Source organism: Ilumatobacter fluminis, assembly GCF_004364865.1.
GTDB classification, from domain to species: domain Bacteria; phylum Actinomycetota; class Acidimicrobiia; order Acidimicrobiales; family Ilumatobacteraceae; genus Ilumatobacter; species Ilumatobacter fluminis.
This window is the reverse complement of record NZ_SOAU01000001.1, coordinates 760,524-782,497: the sequence shown is the minus strand read 5'-3', so window position 1 is coordinate 782,497 and position 21,974 is coordinate 760,524. Positions and strand designations below refer to the sequence as shown.

The following is a 21,974-nucleotide window of genomic DNA, read 5'->3' as shown; positions in this document are numbered from 1 at the left end:
CTGCATCGTCGTATCCGTCCGAACGCCGCCCCGCTCGGCGGCCATGTTACGGGCCGCCGCCGAGCGTTCGTATGACCGTCTCGACGAGGCCGTCGATGGAGTGATCGGTCGCGGTCGCCGTCACCTGAAGGCCGTGTTCGGTCGCCGCCTTCGTCGTCGACGGGCCGATCGAGATCACGGCGGTCGGCGCCTCGGCACCGATGGCCTCCGACCACGAGATCGCGGCCGACCCGCTGGCGAACACCGCCGCATCGGCCGCCAGGGCCGCTCGGCGCTCTCGCCACGTCGGGACGCGCAGCATCGTCCGATACGCCGTGATCAGGGTGACGTCGTAGCCGCGCGCACGGAGGGCGTCGGCCGTGACGGGGTCGGCACGGTCGGCAACGGCGAGGAGCAGACGGGGTGACGGACCTGCGGCGTCGACGGCGGGCATCGCGGCGACGAGTTCGACGGCGAGCTGACGGTCGGGAACGACGTCGACGGGGCGACCACCGAGCCGTTCGGCGACCTGTGCCGTCTTGGTGCCGACGGTCGCGACCCGCAGATCGTGCCCGCGAGCTGCCGGCATCACCCGCTCGGCTCCGACCGGCGAGGTGACGACGACCCAGTCGTACGACTCGAGGCGGCCGAGTTCGGTTCGGAGCGTCTCGCCACCGTCGTCGGGGTCGGTCGTCTCGATGAGGGGAACGTGGACGACGTCGGCTCCGGCCCGGGCGAGCTCCGAGTCGAGCACACCGGGACGTTCGCGGGTGGTGACGACCGAGCGTCCGGCCAGCGGTCGGCGGGCGTCAGTTCGCATCGACACGCTCGCGTGCCGTATGAGCCACTGCTCGCGCCGTGCCGAGATCGCGTCCGTGGTCGCCCGACATCACGGTCGTCTCGGTGTGGACCCGTGCGACGTCGTCGGCGGCAAGGAACGTCGTGAGTCGGCCGTCGACCACGTGAGCTCCCACCGGGAGTGAGCAACCCGAGCCGAGTTCGCCGAGGAACGCCCGCTCGATCTCGACCGCGGTGCGCGTCGGCTCGTGGTCGATCGCAGCGAGCGAGGCCGTCGTCGCCGGGTCGTCGAGACGGCACTCGAGCGCCACACAACCCTGACCGATCGCCGGCACGAAACGGCCGGGGTCGAGCCGTTCGTCCAATCGCTCGGTCATACCGAGCACCTGCAGCGCGGCGACGGCCATGACGATCGCGCCGCCGTCGGGGATGCGCTCGAGGCGGGTGTGGATGTTGCCGCGCAGTTCGACGAACTGCAGATCGGGGCGGGCGAGCGCCAACTGCGCACGTCGGCGCACCGAGCCGGTCGCCACCGTGGCCCCCTCGGGCAGGTCGTCGAGCGTCGCCCCGATCAGGGCGTCGGCGGCGTCGCGGCGCTCGGTGTACGCACCGATCGTCAACCGTGGATCGGTCTCGGTCGGGAGATCTTTCGCGGAGTGCACGGCGACGTCGGCCCGTCCGTCGAGCACGGCGGCCTGGACCTCTTTCACGAACACGCCCTGCCCGCCGATCGTGTGCAGCGGGACGTTGGTCGCCTGCGTGCGGTCGCCGTGGGTCTCGATGATGACCAGCTCGGCGTCGACGCCGCGTTCGGCGAGTCGGGCAGCCACGAACTCGGCCTGTGTCCGGGCCTGAGCGCTCCCGCGGGTGGCGAGACGGAGCGTCGTCACGTCAACCGAGGTCGAACAGGTCGGCGACCGCTGCGGCGTTGCGTTCGCCCTGCGGGGTGCCGGCCTGCTGACGCAGGCGGACGGAGGGCTCGTGCAACAGCTTGGCGACGACGCCGCGGCTGATCTGTTCGACGAGTTCGCGGGTCTCGTCGTCGAGGCGATCGAGTCGTGCGGCGTGACGATCGAGTTCGGCGGCGCGCACCTCGTCGGCCCGGCGGCGCATCGACGAGATGAGCGGCGCGGCCTGCAGCGACGCTGCCTCGAGCGAGAACCGCTCGACCTCACCCTCGATGATCCGTTCAACGGCGGCGACTTCGGCGATCCGCTGCTGACGGCCCTTCTCCGCCCATGCGGTGAGGTCGTCGAGGTCGAGCACGCTGACGCCGTCGAGGTCGGCGACGTCGGGAGCGACGTCGCGCGGGACGGCGATGTCGACGACGAGCACGGGGCGCTCGGCTCGATCGCGGAGTCCGGCGTTGTCGGCCGTGATGATGTGGCCGCCGGCTCCGGTGGACGTCAGGACGACGTCGGCGGAGGCGAGCGTTTCGGCGAGCCGCTCGAAGCCGAAGGCGACGCCGTTGATCCGCTCGGCCAGCGCCTGGCCGCGCTCGGGGCTGCGGTTGATGACGACGACCTCGCCGACGCCTGCCGCGTGGAGGGCGACGGCGATGCCTTCGCCCATGGCCCCGGCACCGACGACGGCGACGTTGCGACCGTGCAGGTCGCCGAGGCGGTCGACGGCCATCTCGACGGCGGCGTGGCTCACCGATGCGGTGCCACGGCCGATCGCCGTGTCGGTGCGCACCCGCTTGCCGACCTCGATCGCATGCCGGAACAGCAGGTTGAGAGTCGTGCGCGAGCCGCCGTTGTGCTGAGCGACGTCCCAGGCGCCGCGCAGCTGGCCGAGGATCTCCGATTCGCCGATGACGGCGCTGTCGAGCCCGGATGCGACCTCGAAGAGGTGCCGGACGGCCTGGTCGTCGTGGTGCGAGTAGAGGTGCTCGTGCAGATCGTCGGCTGCGACGTGGGCCTGATCGCAGAAGAAGTCGCGGATGTCGGCGTAGGCCCCGTGGAATCGTTCGGTGACGGCGTAGACCTCGGTGCGGTTGCAGGTGCTGATGACGACGGCCTCGCGGACGTTGTCGCGTTGCACGAGCGCCTCGACGCTCTTGGGCACCTCGGTATCGGCGAGCGACACACGCTCGAGCAGGCTCAGCGGGCCGCTGCGATGGTTGATACCGAGGACGAGGATCGACATGTCGTGACCAGCCTAGGCCGTGACCCCGCGTCCGGGCTCGTTCGGAACGGCGTGAAGTTGGCCACCCTGGGCCGACGCCCGCCGCTGCTCGTGGTAACTCAGGATCTGGAGTTCGACGGCCAGGTCGACCTTGCGGATCGTGATACCGACCGGCACCGAGAGCACGACCGGGGCGAAGTTCAAGATGCTCGTGACGCCGGCCTTCACGAGGAGATCGGCTGCGTCCTGGGCGGCGACCGGTGGCGTCGCGATCACGCCGATCGAGACGTTCCGGGCGGCCACGATCTGGGGCAGTTCGTCGAGCGGGCGGACCCGCGCCCCGCCGACCACGGTGTCGACCTTGTCGTCGTCGATGTCGACGATGCCGGCGACGGGGAAGCCGCGCTCGGTGAAGCCGCCGTAGCCGGCGAGCGCCTGACCCAGGTTGCCGGCGCCGACGATGACGACCGGCCAGTCGTGGTCGAGGCCGAGTTCACGTCGGATCTGGTATACGAGGTAGTCGACCTCGTACCCCACGCCTCGCGTGCCGTAGCTCCCGAGGTAGGACAGGTCTTTGCGCACCTTGGCGGCGTTGACGCCGGCCAGCTCGGCGAGGCCCTCCGACGAGATGTTGGCCACGCCGGCTTCGGCCTGGTCGACGAGGATCTGGAGGTACACCGGGAGACGGGCGACCGTCGCTTCGGGAATTCGGCGTCGTGAACGATGTGGGGGCATCGTCCGTACAGCCTACGAACAATGTGCACAGATTCACAAGCTGACACGGCATGGGAGCACGGACGCCCCCGTCACCGCTGCCGGGACCGCGCTGCCGTCAGGCGAGGATCGTGCCCTCGAGCTCTCGGCGCATCAGCTTGCCGGCGGGGTTCCGCGGCAACTCGTCGACGAACACGATCTTGCTCGGGCACTTGTAGCGCGCCATGTAGTCGAGGCAGTGCTCGACCAGCTGGTCCTCGTCGGCGCTCGCCCCGTCCGCCAGCACCACGTACGCCTTGACCGCCTCGCCGTCGTGCGGGTGCGGCACCCCGAGCACACCGGCCTCGGCCACCGCCGGATGGCTCGCGAGCACCTCTTCGACCTCGGCCGGGAACACGTTGAACCCTGAGACGATGATGAGATCCTTGGCCCGGTCGACGAGGTACAGGAAGCCCTCGTCGTCGACGACGCCGACGTCGCCCGTGTGCAACCAGCCGTCGACGAGGACACGGTCGGTCGCCTCCTGATCGTTCCAGTAGCCCAGGAACACGTTCGGGCCCTTGATCCGGATCTCGCCGGCGTCACCGACCGGTACGTCGTTGCCGTCGTCGTCGACGAGTCGGACCTCTTGCGTGCCGAGCACGCGGCCCACCGACCCGGCTCGCCGACCCGACTCGATCGAGTTGGTCACGACGGGCGACGCCTCGGTGAGGCCGTAGCCCTCGAGGATCGTCAAGCCGAACTTCTCCTCCATCCGGTCGGCGACCGCCGGCGCCAGACGCGACGCACCCGACAGCGGCAACCGGACCGACGCGAACGCGTCGGGCGGCAACTCGTCGAAATGGCTGAACGCGATCCACATCGGCGGAGCGCCGGGCACGACGGTCACCTGACGCTGCACGATCGACTGCACGGCCGTGGCCGGATCGAAGCGCTGGACGAGCAGCACGGTCGCCCCGACCGACAGCGACACACCGAGCGCCACGTTGAGCCCGAAGATGTGGAACATCGGCAGCACCGAGTAGACGACGTCGCCCGCCCGCGTCCGGTCGGTGACGGTGCTCCCCTGCTCGATGTTCGACGCCAGGTTGCCGTGGCTGAGCATGGCCGCTTTCGAACGACCGGCGGTGCCGCTGGTGAAGATCAGGACGGCGAGATGATCGGGCTCGACGTCGACCAGCGGCGCCGGGTCGGATCGGAGCAGATCGGCGATCGTCAGGACGTCACCGTCGGGCTCGCCTTCGGCGATCACGACCCGCTCGACGCACGGGATCATCGAGCGATCGACGCGCGCCCAGGAGTTCATCGCGGTCGGACCGACGACGACGGTGGTCGGTTCGACCGTCGCCAACTGGTCTTCCAGCTCGTGAGCGGGACTCGCCGGGTTGAGCGGCACCGCCACGGCGCCGATGCCGATCGTGGCGAGATAGGTGATCACGAAATAGCGGTTGTTGCCGCACATGATCGCGACCCGGTCGCCCTGGCCGACGCCCGCCGACGACAAACCACCACGCAGCCGCGCCACCTGGTCGCGCAACTCGCCGTACGTCGTCTCACGGTTCCGGGAGATCAACGCGACGCGGTCGTCGACGTGTCCCTCGATCATGTCAGCCAGGTTCATCCGAGCCCCCTCTTCGGCGGTTCAGAATAGCCCGGTCGGGTCGCCGGCCGACGGTGCGGATGCGTCGGTCGCGCTACAGACGGACGAGCGAGATCACGCCTGCGATCAGGATCGCCGCGAGCAGCAGGCCGAGGGTGAGCGTGGTCGCAGGGCGCATGGCGTCACCCTACTGGGGGCGTCGTCCGAACTCGACGGCCGTCACCGACGGCTCCGGCTCACCCAGATCACGCAGCACGACCTGATCGCCGGGTCCGACGCCGAGTTCGTCGGCGGCCGACCGCTGGTCCATCGCGACCGCGAGCATGCCGTACGAATCGAGCACGAGGCCGATGGCGCCGCCCGCCAGCTCGGCGAAGCTCGTCGCCCTCGTCGCGGTCCGGGTCGCCGCGTCGGACGGGTCGGTCGGGTTCGGGATCGAGACCTCGAGCATCGATCCCCAGGCGGCCGGGAGGTCGTCGGGGCCGACGTTGAGCTGGGCGTTGCCGAACCGGTCGACCCACAACACCTCGGTGATCAACTCGTCGCCCTCGTCGCGCGGCAGCGGGATCGTGCCGGGCAGCAGCAGCGACGGGTCGATCGGCGTGCCGAGTTCGTACAGATCGACGCCGTTGCAGAGGTACGCCGCGGCCGGAGCGAAAACGTCGCGACCGGCGAAGGTCGCCCCCGCTGCGTCGAGCTGGTACTCGGGGTTGGTGAGTTCGACCGCCCGATCGGCACCACCCGCCATCGCCACGGCGGGTGCGAGCAGACCGTTGTCGGGGCCGACGATCACACCGGCACCGCCGGCGACCTCGATCGCGACAGCTCGACGGTTGGTCGCCACCCCGGGGTCGACGACCGCCAGCACGACGCCTCCCGGCACGTAGCCGATGCATCGCGCCAGGGCGAGCGCGCCGGCGCGGATGTCGAACGGGGCGATCTCGTGCGTCAGGTCGAGCACCGTCGAGTGCGGAGCCAGGTCGCGGATGACGGCCTTCACGACGCCCACGAACTCGTCGGCGGTGCCGTAGTCGGTGAGGAACGAGACGGTGTCGTAGCGAGGCTCGGTCACCTGTACGACGCTAACGGTTCGGGTCGTGGGTGCAGCTTCTCGACGTGACTGCTCGATCGTCCGCCCGGTCGGCGGGAGGCAGCCGACCGTGACGTGGAGGACGACGGAGGGCCGACGAGCCCGGAAAAAGGTCAAGGGCCGGTGCCAACCCCCCGATGGCACCGGCCCTTCGGCGCTGCCGGTCTTGCGACCGGTGCGCTCACCGAGGATCACTGTAGGGGAGAACCTGCGCTGAGAAAAGCGTCACACCCAAATTTGTTCGCGAAGTCAGTTTCAGTTCGATGACGACCCGAGCGCTCGACTACGGTCCGCCGCCGCCTGAACGGCATCGATCAGCGCCGCCCGGATGGCGCGTTCTTCGAGCACCCGGAGGCCGGCCGCGGTGGTCCCGCCGGGCGAGGTGACCTTGGCTCGCAGGCCGGCCGCATCACCGTCGCGTTGCAGCAGCGCCGCCGCGCCGACGAGCAGTTGGGCCACCATCGGCTCGACGTCGGTGCGGGGCAGACCCGCCAGCACGCCGGCGTCGACGAGTGCCTCCGCGATGAGGAACACGTAGGCCGGACCGGAACCGGTGAGTCCGGTGACCGCGTCGAGACGATCTTCGGCAACACGCACGACGAGTCCGACCGCACCGAGGATCTGCTCGGCCCAGTCGAGGTCGGCGTCACCGGCTCCGTCGGCCGGTGCGATCGCCGACACGCCTTCACCGACGAGCGCCGGTGTGTTGGGCATCGCCCTGACCACGGCGACTCCCTCCCCCGCCGCTGCGGCGATCACCGACGTGGTGACGCCCGCAGCGACCGAGAGCAGTCGGGTCGCTCCGGCCTGGGCGGCCGTGGCAGCAACGGCGCCGATCGTCTGCGGCTTGACGGCCAACACCGCCGCCCGGCACGGCGGGACGTCGGCCACGATCGCCACGTCGGGGAACAGATCGGTCAGTACGTCGCGTCGCGTCTCGGCAGGTTCGACCACGGCGACCTGGTCGCGCTCCACGACACCGCCGTCGAGCAGGCCACCGACGAGCGCAGCGCCCATGTTGCCGCCACCGATCACCACAAGTTCGAACGTCATGTCGGCCGAACCTACTTCGGCCGACGCCCACGGCAGCGGGTGACGAGACGTCGGGCGAGGTTCTGACCGATCCCCGCCCGACGGCTCGTGCGTCCGAGCGGTGCGAGGTACCGACTTCCCCGATCTGCCTTCGGACACCACACAGGAAGGTGGTGAGGAAGCCGTTTCGGAAAGGGTCAGGCGAATTTGCTGGCGAACGCCCGGTGCACCAGGTGCCGGAAGTCGGCCTCGACCGCCGTGTACAGCGTGCCGACGACACGGTCGAGCTCGTCGGCCGTCACGGCCGAATCGGGGATCTGCCCGCGCAGGTAGATCGCGTCCTCGTCGCCGACCGAGAAGTGCGCACCGACCAGCGCGTCGTTTCGGCGCAGCAGGTGATCGAGGATCTCGTCCCGGTTCTCGGGCGGGTCGGGCAACACGTACGTCTCGTACCGGAGCGTGCGTTGGCCGAGCGTGAGCCAGACCGTGATGAACTCCTTCTCCTCGCCGAGGAGTCGGACGTACCACCGGGGTTCGGCGAGCATCGTGCCGTCGCTCGTGCCTCGATCGACCGCCGCGACCAGCGGGTTGTCGGTCGCGAAATCGTCGAGCCAGGCATCGATCAGGCCGCGCAGATCGGCGAGGCGGGGTTCGTCGTGGAGGTCACTCATCTCGAACCCTCAGTGCCCGAGCACCAGACGACGGGCCGTGAGGTCGGCGTACAGGCGCCGGAGTCGGGCCGCGGCGAACGCCCACGTATACCGCGACGCCCGGACCGACGCCGCGGCGCCCATCGTGTCGGCGAGCAGCGGCTCGTCGAGGATGCGTGCGATCGCCTTGGCGAAGTGGGCCGGATCACGGTCGGTGATCAGAAAGCCGGTGTCACCGTGGTCGACGAGCGACTGCAACCCACCGACGGCGCTGGCGACCACCGGCGTGCCGCAGGCGGCCGCCTCGAGCGCGACCAGCCCGAAGCTCTCGCTCCGGCTCGGCACGACGACGACGTCGGCGGCGCGGTAGTAGGTCGACAGGATGTGGTGCGGCTGCGGCTCGACGAAGTCGACCTGGTCGTGCAAGCCCAACTCGTCGACCAGCTCGTGTGCCCGTTCGACCTCGCCGTCGCCGGTGGTGCCGGACGCACCGCCCACGATCACGAGTCGTGCATCGGGCCGGCCGAGCGCATGGAGCGCACGGATGGCGACGTCGGGGCCCTTGAGCGGCTGGATCCGCCCGACGAACAGCAGCATCGGCACGGCCGGATCGACGTCGATCGCACGACGCGCACCGGCGCGGTCTCCCGGACCGAACAGCGCGTGTTCGACGCCGGGGGCGATGATCTCGATCTGACCCTGCGGATCGCCGTACAGGCGACGGAATTGTGCCTCTTCCTCCGGGCACGACACACAGATCGCGTCGGCGCAGTTGATCAGTTCGGCTTCGGCACGATCGCGCCACGCCGGCTCCGGATCGCCACCCTCGGCCTTGACGCGAGCCAGGGTGTGGAAGGTGGACACGAACGGGATGTCGAGTTCGTGCTTGATGCGGTGGGCGGCCACGCCGCTCAACCAGTAGTTGGCGTGCACCACGTCGACCCCGCCGATGATGTCGAGGTGTTCGAGCACCCGGTCGGTGAACTCGTCGACGACGTCGCCGAGCGCCTCCTTGGGGAGGTGGTGGGGGCCTGCTTCGATGTGCACGACCGTGTGGTTCGGCTCGACCGTGACCTCGCACGGGAGCCCCTCGCGGTCGGCGCGCGTGTACGTGTAGCACTCGACGCCGGCCTGGGCCAGCGACGAGACGAGCTCTCGCACGTACACGTTCATCCCGCCACTGTCGCCGGAGCCCGGCTGCAGGAGCGGCGACGTGTGCAGGGAAATAACAGCCACGCGGCGCATCAGGACCTCAAACACTACCGATGGGGTCGGCATTCCCCGAGATCGGAGTCGCCAAACCCTCAGAAGGGGTCAGGCACCTTCTGGTCGGTCAACGGGAACGTCAGGCCGCTCAGGAACCAGAAGGTGCCTGACCCCTTCTGGTCACGCCTGTGGTTCAGCCGGACGCGAGGAAGCTCTCGTAGACGTTGAGCAGTGCCCGCTTCTGATCGTCGGTCAGGTACTCGTCGGCATCGATCGCCTCTCGCACCGAACTGGTCCGGTACTCGTCGTCGGGCAGGATGCCCGCTTTGACGTACAGGGTCTCGACGCTGATCTTGAGGGCGTGGGCCACCTGTTGGAGGATCTCGGCAGATGGCTTCCGGAGGCCCCGTTCGACCTGCGACAGATACGGGTTGGAGACGTCGGCGAGCTCGGCCAGCCGCCGCACCGACATCTCGGCTTGTTCGCGTTGGCGTCGGATGAAGGCCCCGACATCGAACGGATCGTCCTGATCGCCGCCGGTCTGCGCGTCGCTCGTCGCGCCACCGTCGGCGTCAGCCATCCGCGTCAGCTCCCGAGCAGGCCGTCGACCGACGCCTCACCGTCGCGGTAGCGACGGACGAGTTCGGCGCTGAGCGCGTCGAGCCGGTCGAACCGTTCGCGGCGGTCGTCGGACACGCGACGCTCGTACGCGGTCAGTTCGCGCTCGAGCGTGTTCAGCTCGTCGGGCGTCAGATCGTCGAGTCGGCTGAAGCCGTTCTCGGCGCAGATGCGGTCGAGTTCGTTCGACAGCTCATTGTCGCCGAGGTCTTCGACCGGTCGAGGCGGACGCGGTGCACCGCTGGTGAGGTGCGACGAGAGCACCACGCGCAGCTCGCTCGAGAGGTCTTCGGACCGCTCGCCCCGCTCGCGCCGATGCTGTTCGGCACGAACCAGGTCGACACGTGCCTGCGCGACGCGTCGAACGTAGGACACGACGTCGTCTTCGGCCTGGAGCTTGTTCCGCAAGGAACGCAGCTCATCGAGCGACAGCGACCGGGGATCGATCGTGTTCGTCATTGTTCATCCTCCTGATACCGGCGGCAGTACCGCCAGTTCGTCGGCCGTTCCGATGGAATCGGTCGGGCCGGCCGGCTCTCCGTTGACCCAGATCTTGCAGGTGCCCAGCACGGCCTCGAAGGCCGGGCCGTAGCGCTCGCGCGCCGCTGACAGAACGTCGCCGACGGTGTCACCCGGGAGTTCGTCCCGCCCGGTTCCGGCAGCGTCGCGTGCTGCTGCGAACAGGCGAACGGTAGCCACGACGACGATGGTAGTTCGCCGGTCGAGCCGTTCAGGGTTCTGCCGTGTCGGCGGTCGACCACGGCGGGCAGGTCAGCCATCGGCGGCCTCCCCTGCCGGGACCGACACCGTCGGTGCCGGTTCGGCGACCTGCTCCGTCGGGAGCAGACCGGCGACCAGGCCGACCATGCCGAGCACGACGGCGACGACAAGGACGGCCTGTCGTGCGGTGCGTTCTTCGAGATGTCGTGCCACGAGATGCGCGTCGACCTGCGTCGGCCGCGGCGATGTGGCGAGCGTGTAGAGGGCGCCGAGGATCAGCCCGGCGGCGATGGCGAGCAGCACGACGCGCTCGTCGTCGTCCATCGCCGGGAGCCCGTGCGTCCAGCGATCACTCATCCCGCGGAGGCCGACGGCGACGCTCACCGCGACGGCCGAGGCGATCGCCCCGACCCAACGGCGCGGCGCGAGCCCGTCGACATCGGCGCGTCCGACGACTTCGCCGATCGCCCCGTACGTCCATCGCGTTCGGTCGCCGTACCGGATCCTGCCGCGCCCCAACACGACGTGTGCGGTCGCGATGCCGAGGCAACCGGCGCCGAGCGCCACGAGCGCCCACCACGGCGGGGCACCGAACGGCGAGACGCCGAACAGGAGCCCGAGCGTGACCGCGACCACCATCAGCAGTCGACGAGGACCGTCGAGCAGGATCGCCACGACGGCGGCGTCCGCGCTGTCGCGCCACCGCCACCGCGGGGCGCCACGGACGGTCGACCGGACGTCGTGGTGCAGGTCGTCGGCGCGGGTGCGGCCGACGAGATCGGCGACCGAGTGGGCGAACCAATGGCTGTCACGCGGCTCGTCGACGAAGACCGAACGAGCGGTCCAGCGCTCGGCGAGACCGCTGGCGACGGCGAGGCCGCCGAGCAGCCCGGCGACCTCGGCGAGCAAGAACGCGACGCTGACCGGATCGAGCGTGAGACGGGTGACCCGCCACGCTAGCCAGACGAGCGTGCCGATGGTGCCGACCGTTGCCATCGCCACACCGGCACCGACCGCGAGGCTGCGCTCCTGCTCGTCGACGGCGTCGACACGGGCACGGCAACGGGCGCGCCGGTCACGGCGTTCGTCGGTCGCTTCGTGTTCGATGGTGGCCGTCGGCGGCATGAGTTCCGGTCGTGCAACAGCGACGCCGATCGTCGCTCCTGTCCGGATATCGGCGATACGCAGGCGCGACTTGAGTGCCGCCTGAGACACGTCCCCCACGACCGACCTCCCTGCCCACTCGTCCGGGCGGGGCGCCGATAGCCTCGCGCCCTCGTGGGCACAGAGAAACGTGAACGTCAAAAGGCCAACCGCCAGCAGCGCCTGATCGAAGAGGCGAAGGCCGAGCGCAGCGCCGCCGTCAAGCGCAACGTGTTGCGCTGGAGCCTCGCCGCGGTCCTCGCGATCGCTGCGGTCGTCCTGATCGCCTGGATCGGCGGCGCCTTCACCGGCGACGACGAGACCGAGACGACGATCCCCGAGATCACCGTGCCCGTCGAGACGGTGCCGGTCGACACGACGCCCGAGGTCACGACGGCGCCCGGCGACACCACGCCCGCCGACGAGGCGAGCGGCAAGCCGTCGGTGCTGGTGCCCGAGGAGACGCCCACGGAGCTGGTCGTCACGGTCATCGAGGAAGGCACGGGCGACCCGGCCGAGGCCGGCGACACCGTCGAGGTGAACTACGTCGGCGTCCGTTCCGAGGACGGTGTCGAGTTCGACAACAGCTACGACCGGGGCAGCCCGTTCTCGTTCACGATCGGTGCCGGCCAGGTCATCGACGGCTGGGACCAGGGCGTCGAAGGCGCCACCGAGGGCAGCATCATCCAGCTCGACATCCCGGCCGACCTCGCCTATGGCGACGCCGACCGTGGCGTGATCCGACCGGGCGACTCGCTGTCGTTCGTCATCGAGGTCGTCTCGATCACCCCGGGCGACGCCGAATGACCCGCCGCCTCGCCGCCGTCGGCATCGCCGCTGCGCTCGTCGTGAGCGCCTGCGGCAGCGACGACGAACCCGCCGCCGAGCAACCGGCTGCGAACGACACGACCGGCGACACCGCCGCAGACGACGGGGCCACTGGCGACAATTCGGCCACCGACTCGGACGACGAGGAGAGCGCGACCACCGCGGCCGGCGACGGCATCCTGGTGCCCGGCGACCCCGCCACCGGCAAGCCCGAGATCCAGCTGCCGGCCGAGGAGCCGGATTCGCTCGTCGTGACGGTCCTCGAGGAGGGCTCCGGCGACGTCGTCGAGGCCGGCGACTCGATCACGGTCGACTACGTCGGGGTGCTCACCGCCGACGGCACCGAGTTCGACGCCAGCTACAACTACGGCCAGGCGGCCACCTTCGCGATCGGTGTCGGCCAGGTCATCGCCGGTTGGGACGAAGGTCTCGTCGGCCTCACCGAGGGCTCGACGGTCCAGCTCGACATCCCCTCCGACCTCGCCTACGGCGACGAGGGCTACGCCGGCGTGATCCCCGGCGGCGCGGCACTCACCTTCGTGATCGAGATCCAGGAGCCCGCACCGCCGCCCACGCTGGCGCCGCAGGCCGACGCCATCGACTGCCCGGCCGTCGACGGATCGAGCGAGCAGCAGCAGAGCTTCGACGAGTACCCGCCGACGTGCATCGACACCTCGAAGACGTACACCGCCGAGATCGTCACCAACAAGGGCACGCTCGTCGTCGAGCTCGACGACGAAGCGGCGCCGCTGACGGTCAACAACTTCGTGACCCTGGCTCGTTACCACTACTTCGACGACACGAACTGCCACCGGATCATCCCGGGCTTCATGGCGCAGTGCGGCGACCCGACGGCGACGGGCACCGGCGATCCGGGTTACTCGTTCCCCGACGAACTGCCGGCGAGCAGCGATGTGTACGTGCCCGGCACGGTTGCGATGGCGAACTCGGGCCCGAATACCAACGGCAGCCAGTTCTTCATCATCACCGGCGACGCGACGTTCCTGCCGCCGAGCTACTCGGTGTTCGGCACCGTCGTCGAGGGGATGGACGACACCGTCCCCGCGCTCGATGCCGCCGGCAACCCGAACGACAACGGCGTCCCCCCGCTCGAAGAGGTCGTCATCGAGTCGGTCACCATCACCGAGTCCTGACAAACCGGTCGGTCGATGTCAGACATCAACCGACCGACAGGTCGTCGGTGGCCGTCACACCACCTGTCGGATGAGGTCAGACCCCAACCGACAGGTCATCGGTGGCCGTCACACCACCTGTCGGATGAGGTCAGACCCCAACCGACAGGTCGTCGGTGGCCGTCACACCACCTGTCGGATGAGGTCAGACCCCAACCGACAGGTCGTCGGTGGGCGTCAACCCCACCTGTAGTCGGTTGGGGTCTGACCTCAACCGACCTGACATCAACCGACACTTCAGGTCACTAGCGGCCGGAGTGGCCGAAGCCGCCACCTCGGTCGACACCGTCGAGTGACTCGACGACGTTCCAGGCAACCTGTTCGACCCGCTGGATGACCAACTGGGCGACACGGTCACCACGATGGATCTCGTAGTCGTGGTCCGGGTCGGTGTTGACCAGCACCGCCTTGATCTCGCCCCGGTAGGCGGCGTCGATCAGGCCCGGCGCGTTGACGATGCTGATGCCGTGCTTCAGCGCCAGACCCGATCGCGGCATCACCAGGCCGCAGTAGCCGACAGGGATCGCGATCGAGATGCCGGTCGGCATGAGCAGCCGGTGCCCGCCCGCTCGGATCACCGCCGACTCTCGTGCGTACAAGTCGAGCCCGGCATCGCCCTCGTGCGCGTAGGCCGGGAGCGGGAGTTCGGGGTCGAGCGGGACGATGTCGATCGGGAGGCTCACCGCAGCGACACTACGGCCTCGACCGGGCCGACCCGAAGGGCGCTCCCCGACCGCGAACTCCTAGGCTGCCCGACGTGACCACGCCCGCCGATCGTCCACCCTCGGTCGACACGCTGGCGCGCCGACTCGCCGAACATTCGTCGCTCCCCCACCCGATGCTCGTCGACGCTGCTCGGACGGCGATCGCCGACGGCGGCCGGTTCGACGAGGCGTTCGAACTCGCCCGCAACCTCGAGCGATCGCTGCTCACACCGGTGGTGAACGCCACCGGTGTACTGCTGCACACCAACCTCGGCCGGGCGCCGCTCGCCCACTCGCAGGCCGCACGCGCCCAGACCGTCGAGTTCGACCTGGCCACCGGCGAGCGAGGTTCGCGCCAGCGGGCCGTCGGCCAGTTGTTCGCCCGCCTCTGCGGCGCCGAGGACGCGATCGTCGTCAACAACAACGCGTCGGCCGTGCTCTTGGTGCTCGCCGCACTGGCCGAGGGCCAAGACGTCGCCGTCTCGCGCGGCGAGTCGGTCGAGATCGGTGGCGCCTTCCGCGTGCCCGAAGTGATGGAGCAGTCGGGCGCCCGACTGGTCGACGTCGGCACGACCAACCGCACCCGGTTGTCCGACTACGAACGAGCCATCGAGCGGCCCGACACCGACGTGGCGCTGGTGCTCAAGGTGCACCCGAGCAACTACCGCGTCGAGGGGTTCGTGGAGGACACCCCGGTCGCCCAGCTCGCGACGCTCGACGTACCCGTCGTCGCCGACATCGGCAGCGGCCTGATCGACGCAACGGTCCCGTGGATGAAGGGTGCGCCACCGGCGTGGCTGAACGGTGAACCGGCCGCGGTCCAGACCATCGCCGACGGCGCCGACCTGATCACCTTCAGCGGCGACAAGCTGCTCGGTGGTCCGCAGGCCGGCATCATCGCCGGCCGTCGAGACCTGGTGCAGCGCTGCGCTCGGCATCCGCTCGCCCGGGCGTTGCGCTGCGGCGGCTTGGTGCTCGCCGCGCTCCAAGACGTCGCCCTGTCGTACCTCCACAAGACGGTCTGTGACGATCTGGCCTTCTGGCGGATGGTCGCCCAGTCACCCGACGCCCTGCGAGCCCGCGCCGACGCCATCGTCGGGGCCGCCGGTGTCGGGGGCGTCGTCGACACCGAGGCCCTGCCGGGCGCCGGCTCGGCCCCCGGCATCACCATGCCCTCGATCGGTGTCGCCGTCGACGGCGACCGCCTCGCCGAACTCCGCTCGTTCGACCCGCCGATCATCGCCCGCACCCGCGACGGCCGCACCACGCTCGACCTCCGCTCCGTCGACCCCGCCGACGACCCCCACCTCATCGACGCGTTGGGTCAGCTGTGACCAGAAGGGGTCAGGCACCTTCTGGCACACGAGCGCCGATTTCCGACCGCCGGACTGCCAGAAGGTGCCTGACCCCTTCTGGTCGGGGTGCGCGATGAGGGTGGTGGCGACGGCGGGGCACGTCGATCACGGGAAGTCGTCGCTGGTGTTGGCGCTCACGGGCACCGACCCCGACCGGTTCGAGGAGGAGAAGCGGCGCGGGCTGACGATCGATCTCGGTTTCGCCCACACCGAACTGCCGTCGGGCGCCGGCGTCAGCTTCGTCGACGTCCCCGGCCACGTCCGTTTCCTGCGCAACATGCTCGCCGGGGTCGGCGGCGTCGACGCCTGCCTGTTCGTCGTCGCGGCGACCGAGGGCTGGAAGCCCCAGTCGGAGGAGCATCTCCGCATCCTCGAACTGCTCGGGCTGCGGCACGGCGTGATCGCCCTCACGAAGAAGGGCCTCGTCGACGACGAATGGCTCGAGATCGCCACCCTCGAGGTCGCCGATCACGTCGGCGGCACCTTCCTCGACGGCGCCCCGATCGTCGCCGTCGACTCGCTCGGTGGTGACGGCCTCGACGAGCTCCGAGCCGAACTCGACACGCTGGTGGCGGCCACCCCGGAGTCGGAGGACCGTGACCGACCGCGGCTCTGGATCGACCGGGTGTTCGCCGCCAAGGGCGCCGGCACCGTCGTCACCGGCACGCTCACCGGCGGACGGCTGCACCAGGACGACATCGTGGCGATCGAACCGGGTGGTCACGAGGCCCGCATCCGTTCGATCCAGACGCTGGGCACGAACGTCGAGCGGATCGGCGCCGGCAACCGGGTGGCGCTCAACCTGAACGGGGTCGGCCACGACGAGATCGGCCGTGGCGACGCCGTCATCACCCCGGGCCGGTGGCGCACGACCGACCGCTTCGACGCGTCGCTCGACGTGTTGGCGGCTCTCGACCACGAGGTGTCGCGGCGCGGCGCCTACGCCGCCTACATCGGTTCGCGCGAGCTGCCGGTGAAGGTGCGGGTGCTCGGGTCCGAGGCGCTCTCGCCCGGCACCACCGGCGCCGTTCGGCTGTTCCTGCCGGTCGAGCTGCCGCTCCTGCCCGGTGATCGTTTCGTGCTCCGCGAGTCGGGGCGCGACGAGACGGTCGGTGGTGGCGAAGTGCTCGACATCGATCCGCAGTTGCGGGCGTCGAAGGCGGCTCCCGACCGCTCGATCGACCGGGTGGTGGGCGAGCGTGGTTGGGTCGACGTCGACGAGCTGGAGCTGCTCACGGGCGAGCGGGTCGAGCCGACCGTCGGTCGCTGGGTCACCACGCCCGACGAGTTGGCAGCGACCGGCGACCGACTGCTCGCACTCGTCGACGACGCCGGTGAGGTCGGACTCGACCTGTCGACACTGTCGGAACCCGAACGCGCCGTGCTGGAGTGCCACGACGAGATCGAGGTCGACGGGGCATTGGCTCGACGAGCGGGGCAGATCGACCCGTTCGCCGATCATCCGCTGGCGGCCGACGTGCTCGCCGGTGGTTTCACGCCCGACGTGCCGGCCGACGCCGACCGCAACGTCATTCGCGAGCTGACGCGGCGCGGCATCCTCGTCGAGCGCGAGAAGGTCGTGTTCCACTCCGACACGATCGACGCCGCCGCACTGGTCGCCGCCGAGCTGTTGGCGGCCGACCCCGACGGCTTCACGGTCGCCCAGTTCCGCGACCGCACCGGCGCCAGCCGAAAGTTCGCCCTCCCCCTCGTCGCCGAGCTCGACGCCCGCGGCATCACGAGGCGCCGCGACGACCTCCGAATCGCCGGCCCGAGACTCCCACCCGTCGGTTGAGGTCAGACCCCATCCGACATCGCGTTCGGCCAGAGCCTCCAACACGTCGGTTGAGGTCAGACCCCATCCGACATCGCGTTCGGCCAGAGCCTCCAACACGTCGGTTGAGGTCAGACCCCATCCGACATCGCGTTCGGCCAGAGCCTCCAACATTCCGGTCGGATGGGGTCTGACCTCAACCGACCGCGCCCGTGGTTCAGCTGCGCAGGATGGCGCCGGCGAGTTCTTTCACTGTTTTGGCGGCGACCATGGCGGTCATGCCGACCAGGTCTCGTGAGGGGTTGAGTTCCACGACGTCGGCGCCGACGATCGGGCCGGGCAGGTCGTCGATGACGTCGAGCAGCTCCCGGTAGGTCATCCCACCCGGCTCGTGGTGCGACACACCGGGGGCGACCGACGGATCGAGCCCGTCGAGGTCGACCGACACGTAGATCGGGCCGCTCAACGACGAAGGATCGAACCGGCCGAGTTCGCGTGCGCCGTACATCTCGACGCCCCAACGGGCCGCCTGCTCGCGCTGGTGCGCCGTGGCGGTGCGGATGCCGAGCTGCACCAGGCGGGCCATGCAGCCGTCCTCGAGCGCACGGGCGAACGGCGAGGCGTGACTCAGCGGATTGCCGTCGAGATCGTCGTACAGGTCGGGGTGGGCGTCGATGTGCACCACCGTCAGCGGCGCATCAACCCGGTCACGGAACGCCCGCAGGATCGGGTACGTGACCGAGTGATCGCCGCCGACGGACAGCACCTGTCGACCGCGTCGGAGTTCGTGCGCGACCGCTTCGGTGATCGCATCGGCGTCGGCGGTGGAGCCGACCTCGTTCGAGAGGTCGACGTCGCCCAGATCGTCGAGCTTCGCGACGACGTCGACCGTCGCCTCGGTCACGTGGTTCCCGGAGCCGGAGTGCAGCGCCTCGCGCATCGCGGCCGGTGCTGCGGCGCAGCCGCGCAGGTGCGACGAGTTGGCGTCGAGCGGGATCCCGAGCAGCGAGATCATGGCGTTGCGGCCGTCCGGTCAGGACTCGGCGTCCTGCGGCTCCTTCTTGCGCATCTCGCGGTAGTCCTTGGCCGCGCCTTCGAGCGGCTCGACCTCGAGCGTGACCCCGTCGATCGCGACGACCTTCAGGGCTTCGCCGGCCTCGATCGGGGTCGCACGGTTGGTGCGGGCACGCCACTGGGCGTCGCCGACCTGCACGGTCCCCTCGGGGTCGATCGCCTGGATCGCGACGCCGTCGGCACCGACCATCCACTCTCGGCCGATGGTCGGCGTGGCGAAGCGGGTACGCACCATCGACGGCATGCCGACGATGAAGGCGAGCATCGTGCCGCCGAGCCCGGCGATCACGGCGAGCCACGACGGCCAGATCGAGGTGCCGGTGATCGGCTCGTACAACCAGAACGTGCCGACGATCGTGAGCACGATGCCGACGCCCGTCCAGAACCGGGGGATGCCGACCTGCACGTCGACGGCGAAGGCGATCATGGCGACGACGATCAGTCCGACCGCCCACCCACGGGCGGGGAGCGCTGCGAGGCCGTAGCAGGCGAGGATCGCCGACCCGGCGCCGACCACGCCGGCGATGCCGACACCGGCGGTGTAGAACTCGAAGATCAGCAGGGCGAGGCCGATCAGGAACAGCAGGTAGGCCACCGGCGGGCTGGCCACGGTGTGGAACAGCTGGTCGACGAGGTCGAGCTTGATGAAGCGGGCGACGGCGATCGTCTCGCGCTGCACCACGCCCGACTCGGTGACGACCTCGGTCGTCGTGTCGAGTTCGATGTCGCCTTCGACGTATCCGTCGAGTGCGTCGATCATGTTGGCGACGGTGGCGATGCCCTCGTCGGAGATGCGTTGCTTGAAGATGGCCAGATCGCGGGCGTCGGACAGGCCGACGGTGCGCTCGCGCAGCTGGTTCAGGCCGGGGCCGAGCGGGAACTCGTCGGTCAGCTGCGGGCCGACGTTGCCGATGCTGGCACCGGGTGCCATGCCGGTCACGTCGGCGACCAGGAGGAGCTGGGCAGGAGCGCCGTACAGGTGGGCGCCGGACTGGCCGACCCAGATGCCGACCGGGACGGGCGCTTCGTCGATGGCGTGCATCAGCTCGACCATCCGCTCGTCGGACACCACGGCACCCTTCGAGTCGGTCTGGAGCACGAGGGCCTGGCTGCCGTCGTCGACGGCACGGTCGATCGACCGGATGATCTCGTCGACGACGATCTCGTCGAACAGGCCGTTGACCTGGAGGATGTCGACCGGTGCGGCGACGATCTCGCGATCGGCCTCGGACGTCGGCTCGCCCTCGTCGGTCTGCGCGGCAGCGGGCGCGGCGAGCACGATCGAGACGGCCATGGCGCCGAGCAGGGCGATCAGTAGTCTGCGCAACGAGGTGCCTTTCGGATGTCGGACGATGTGGAGACGAAGTCGAACCCGCTCGGCGCGCTGATCACCTCGAGACTCGTCGTGGTGGCCGGCAAGGGCGGGGTCGGCAAGACCACGGTAACGGCAGTTCTGGCGCGTGCGGCAGCCGATGCCGGTCAGCGCGTGCTCGTGATCGAGCTCGACGGCAAGCCGACGCTCGACGGCTGGCTGCCCGATCTCGACGTGCGTCACATCTCGGCGTCCACCTCGCTCGAGGAGTACCTGCTCGAACACGGTTTCGGGCGGATCGCGAAGCGCCTGACGAAGACCGGGGTGATCGAGGTGATCGGTACTGCCGCTCCCGGCATCGACGACCTCGTCGTGCTCGGCAAGATCAAGCAACTCGAGCGATCAGGCGAGTGGGATCTGATCCTGGTCGACGGACCGGCCGCCGGACACGCCGTCACCTTCCTGACCACGCCGGCGGGTCTGCGCGACGCGGTCAGCAGCGGTCCGGTCGCCGATCAGGCCGACGAGGTGCTGGCGATGCTGGCCGATCCCGCGCGCTGTTCGATCGTGCTCGTGACCCTGCCCGAGTCGACACCGGTCAACGAGCTGATGGAGACCGCCGCTGCGATCCGTTCTCGCGTCGGTTCCGATCTCGGACCGGTGGTCGTCAACCGGCTCGACACCGGCGACGAGGTGCCCGATCCCGACGAGGTCGATTTCGGGCGCGCCACCGTGCAGGTCGACGACGCCCGAGCCGCCGCCGCGTTCCGGCGCGAGCGCCGCGACGTGCAGGTGCACGAACTCGAACGGGTCACCGACGAGTTCGACGCGGTGGTGCGACTCCCGTGGCAGCCCGTCGCCGACCTCGGCCCGACCGACATCGCCGAACTCGCCGCCGCGATCGACCCGTCGGACTCGTCTGGGCCAGCGGAGCCGACGTCGTGAGCGCGCTCGTCGAGGTGGTCGGTCGGTCGTCGGTCGTGGTGTGCTGCGGGTCGGGCGGCGTCGGCAAGACGACGTCGGCCGCCGCCATCGGCCTCGAGGCCGCCAAGGCCGGCCGCCGGGCGGTCGTCGTGACGATCGACCCCGCCCGCCGCCTGGCCGACGCGCTCGGCCTGCCCGACGGGCTCACGGGTGAGCCGCAGCGACTCCCGGTCGACACCGGCGAGGGCGAGCTATGGGCGATGATGCTCGACGCCCCGGCGATGTTCGAACGGGTCGTACGAGCCAACGCGACCGACCCCGAGCAGGCCGATCGGATCGTCGCCAACGCCTTCTATCGCAACATGGCCACCGCCCTCAGCGGGACGCAGGAGTACATGGCGTCCGAGGCGCTCTACGAGTTGCACACCGACGACCGGTTCGACCTCGTCGTGGTCGACACGCCGCCGAGCCGAAACGCGATCGAGTTCCTCGAGGCACCAGGCGTGCTGACCCGCTTCCTCGACCACAAGGCGTTCAAGCTGATGATGATGCCGACGCGCACCGGGTTGAAGGTCTTCAGCGCCGCTACCCAGCCGCTGCTGCGCTTGATCGGCAAGGTGGTCGGCTCCGACGTGTTGAGCGACGCCGTCGCCTTCTTCCAGACGTTCGCCGGCATGGAGGTCGGGTTCCGAGAGCGGGCCGACGCCGTCGCCAACCTCCTCCGAGCCGCCGGTACCGAGTTCGTCCTCGTGACATCGCCCCAGCACGACGCGCTGGCGGAGGCGGCGTGGTTCGCCGATCAGCTCGCCGAGCGCGGCTACGGCGTCGCCACCACGATCGTGAACCGGATGCACCCCCGCTTCGGCGACGGCTCGGTCAGCGACGCCCGGACACGCGCCGCCAAGGCCGCCGACACCGACCGGCCCGAGCTGGCCGCGATCTGGTCGAACCTCGCCGAGCTGCGCGCCGTCGCGGACGACGAGCGCGCCGAGGTCGACGCCCTGCTCGGCCACACCGGCGCCCCCGTCGTCGAGGTGCCACTGCTCCCGACCGACGTCCACGACCTCGAGTCGCTCGACCACCTCGGCCGGTACCTGTTCCCCTGATGGGCTTTGCCCCGCCGTCGACGGCGC

22 protein-coding genes are annotated in these 21,974 nt (G+C 69.9%); 6 read left to right on the top strand and 16 right to left on the bottom strand.

The window, feature by feature from the left end:
- Positions 1 to 46 precede the first annotated feature (46 nt).
- The 13 genes from BDK89_RS03500 to BDK89_RS03440 form a co-directional block, all read right to left on the bottom strand.
- Complete coding sequence (locus tag BDK89_RS03500) at positions 47 to 799, bottom strand: uroporphyrinogen-III synthase (RefSeq protein WP_243839238.1); 753 nt, start codon at positions 797 to 799, stop codon at positions 47 to 49.
- Complete coding sequence (hemC, locus tag BDK89_RS03495) at positions 789 to 1,667, bottom strand: hydroxymethylbilane synthase (RefSeq protein WP_133867633.1); 879 nt, start codon at positions 1,665 to 1,667, stop codon at positions 789 to 791. The genes BDK89_RS03500 and hemC overlap by 11 nt, the downstream gene beginning before the upstream one ends.
- A gap of 1 nt (position 1,668) precedes the next feature.
- Positions 1,669 to 2,925, bottom strand: a complete 1,257-nt coding sequence (locus BDK89_RS03490) for a glutamyl-tRNA reductase (protein ID WP_133867632.1) — start codon at positions 2,923 to 2,925, stop codon at positions 1,669 to 1,671.
- A 12-nt stretch (positions 2,926 to 2,937) separates the two neighbouring features.
- Complete coding sequence (locus BDK89_RS03485) at positions 2,938 to 3,639, bottom strand: redox-sensing transcriptional repressor Rex (protein WP_133867631.1); 702 nt, start codon at positions 3,637 to 3,639, stop codon at positions 2,938 to 2,940.
- A 97-nt stretch (positions 3,640 to 3,736) separates the two neighbouring features.
- The gene (locus BDK89_RS03480) at positions 3,737 to 5,239 is read right to left on the bottom strand and encodes an AMP-binding protein (protein ID WP_133867630.1); all 1,503 of its coding nucleotides are present in this window, start codon (positions 5,237 to 5,239) and stop codon (positions 3,737 to 3,739) included.
- Between the two features lie 166 nt (positions 5,240 to 5,405).
- Positions 5,406 to 6,290: an SAM hydrolase/SAM-dependent halogenase family protein gene (locus tag BDK89_RS03475; RefSeq protein WP_166657355.1), complete on the bottom strand. Its 885-nt coding sequence runs from the start codon at positions 6,288 to 6,290 to the stop codon at positions 5,406 to 5,408.
- Between the two features lie 273 nt (positions 6,291 to 6,563).
- Entirely contained in the window at positions 6,564 to 7,361 is a 798-nt protein-coding gene (gene proC / locus BDK89_RS03470; protein WP_133867628.1) for a pyrroline-5-carboxylate reductase, read from the bottom strand.
- A 176-nt stretch (positions 7,362 to 7,537) separates the two neighbouring features.
- On the bottom strand, positions 7,538 to 8,011 hold the full coding sequence (locus BDK89_RS03465; protein ID WP_133867627.1) for a YbjN domain-containing protein: 474 nt from the start codon (positions 8,009 to 8,011) through the stop codon (positions 7,538 to 7,540).
- A 9-nt stretch (positions 8,012 to 8,020) separates the two neighbouring features.
- The gene (locus BDK89_RS03460; protein WP_166657354.1) at positions 8,021 to 9,235 is read right to left on the bottom strand and encodes a glycosyltransferase; all 1,215 of its coding nucleotides are present in this window, start codon (positions 9,233 to 9,235) and stop codon (positions 8,021 to 8,023) included.
- 154 nt (positions 9,236 to 9,389) lie between these two features.
- Positions 9,390 to 9,776, bottom strand: a complete 387-nt coding sequence (locus tag BDK89_RS03455) for a helix-turn-helix domain-containing protein (protein ID WP_133867625.1) — start codon at positions 9,774 to 9,776, stop codon at positions 9,390 to 9,392.
- 5 nt (positions 9,777 to 9,781) lie between these two features.
- Positions 9,782 to 10,273: an RsiG family protein gene (locus BDK89_RS03450; RefSeq protein WP_133867624.1), complete on the bottom strand. Its 492-nt coding sequence runs from the start codon at positions 10,271 to 10,273 to the stop codon at positions 9,782 to 9,784.
- A gap of 3 nt (positions 10,274 to 10,276) precedes the next feature.
- Positions 10,277 to 10,513, bottom strand: coding sequence for a MoaD/ThiS family protein (locus tag BDK89_RS03445; RefSeq protein ID WP_166657353.1), 237 nt, complete (start codon positions 10,511 to 10,513; stop codon positions 10,277 to 10,279).
- Between the two features lie 72 nt (positions 10,514 to 10,585).
- Complete coding sequence (locus tag BDK89_RS03440) at positions 10,586 to 11,758, bottom strand: hypothetical protein (RefSeq protein WP_133867622.1); 1,173 nt, start codon at positions 11,756 to 11,758, stop codon at positions 10,586 to 10,588.
- A 54-nt stretch (positions 11,759 to 11,812) separates the two neighbouring features.
- On the opposite strand from BDK89_RS03440, the gene BDK89_RS22340 reads away from it, so the two are divergent.
- Together BDK89_RS22340 and BDK89_RS22025 are read left to right on the top strand one after the other, a co-directional pair.
- Positions 11,813 to 12,484 (top strand): FKBP-type peptidyl-prolyl cis-trans isomerase, encoded by a 672-nt coding sequence (locus BDK89_RS22340; RefSeq protein WP_133867621.1) that lies wholly within the window; start codon positions 11,813 to 11,815, stop codon positions 12,482 to 12,484.
- Entirely contained in the window at positions 12,481 to 13,659 is a 1,179-nt protein-coding gene (locus BDK89_RS22025) for a peptidylprolyl isomerase (protein WP_208293951.1), read from the top strand. Before BDK89_RS22340 ends, BDK89_RS22025 begins: the two co-directional genes overlap by 4 nt.
- A 284-nt stretch (positions 13,660 to 13,943) precedes the next feature.
- On the opposite strand, the gene dut is transcribed toward BDK89_RS22025, so the two are convergent.
- Positions 13,944 to 14,381, bottom strand: coding sequence for a dUTP diphosphatase (gene dut / locus BDK89_RS03425; RefSeq protein WP_133867620.1), 438 nt, complete (start codon positions 14,379 to 14,381; stop codon positions 13,944 to 13,946).
- A 74-nt stretch (positions 14,382 to 14,455) separates the two neighbouring features.
- On the opposite strand from dut, the gene selA reads away from it, so the two are divergent.
- On the top strand, positions 14,456 to 15,736 hold the full coding sequence (gene selA / locus BDK89_RS03420) for an L-seryl-tRNA(Sec) selenium transferase (protein ID WP_133867619.1): 1,281 nt from the start codon (positions 14,456 to 14,458) through the stop codon (positions 15,734 to 15,736).
- A gap of 94 nt (positions 15,737 to 15,830) precedes the next feature.
- Positions 15,831 to 17,552, top strand: a complete 1,722-nt coding sequence (gene selB / locus BDK89_RS03415; protein ID WP_133867618.1) for a selenocysteine-specific translation elongation factor — start codon at positions 15,831 to 15,833, stop codon at positions 17,550 to 17,552.
- A gap of 196 nt (positions 17,553 to 17,748) precedes the next feature.
- Here the strand turns inward: selB and BDK89_RS03410 are convergent, their stop codons facing one another.
- Together BDK89_RS03410 and BDK89_RS03405 are read right to left on the bottom strand one after the other, a co-directional pair.
- Complete coding sequence (locus BDK89_RS03410) at positions 17,749 to 18,546, bottom strand: agmatinase family protein (RefSeq protein ID WP_133867617.1); 798 nt, start codon at positions 18,544 to 18,546, stop codon at positions 17,749 to 17,751.
- 18 nt (positions 18,547 to 18,564) lie between these two features.
- Positions 18,565 to 19,932: an NfeD family protein gene (locus BDK89_RS03405; protein ID WP_133867616.1), complete on the bottom strand. Its 1,368-nt coding sequence runs from the start codon at positions 19,930 to 19,932 to the stop codon at positions 18,565 to 18,567.
- Between the two features lie 15 nt (positions 19,933 to 19,947).
- On the opposite strand from BDK89_RS03405, the gene BDK89_RS03400 reads away from it, so the two are divergent.
- A complete protein-coding gene (locus BDK89_RS03400) occupies positions 19,948 to 20,862 on the top strand; it encodes an ArsA-related P-loop ATPase (protein ID WP_133867615.1) in 915 nt (304 codons plus the stop codon).
- Positions 20,859 to 21,947, top strand: a complete 1,089-nt coding sequence (locus BDK89_RS03395; RefSeq protein ID WP_166657352.1) for an ArsA family ATPase — start codon at positions 20,859 to 20,861, stop codon at positions 21,945 to 21,947. Before BDK89_RS03400 ends, BDK89_RS03395 begins: the two co-directional genes overlap by 4 nt.
- The last annotated feature ends 27 nt before the right edge of the window (positions 21,948 to 21,974 follow it).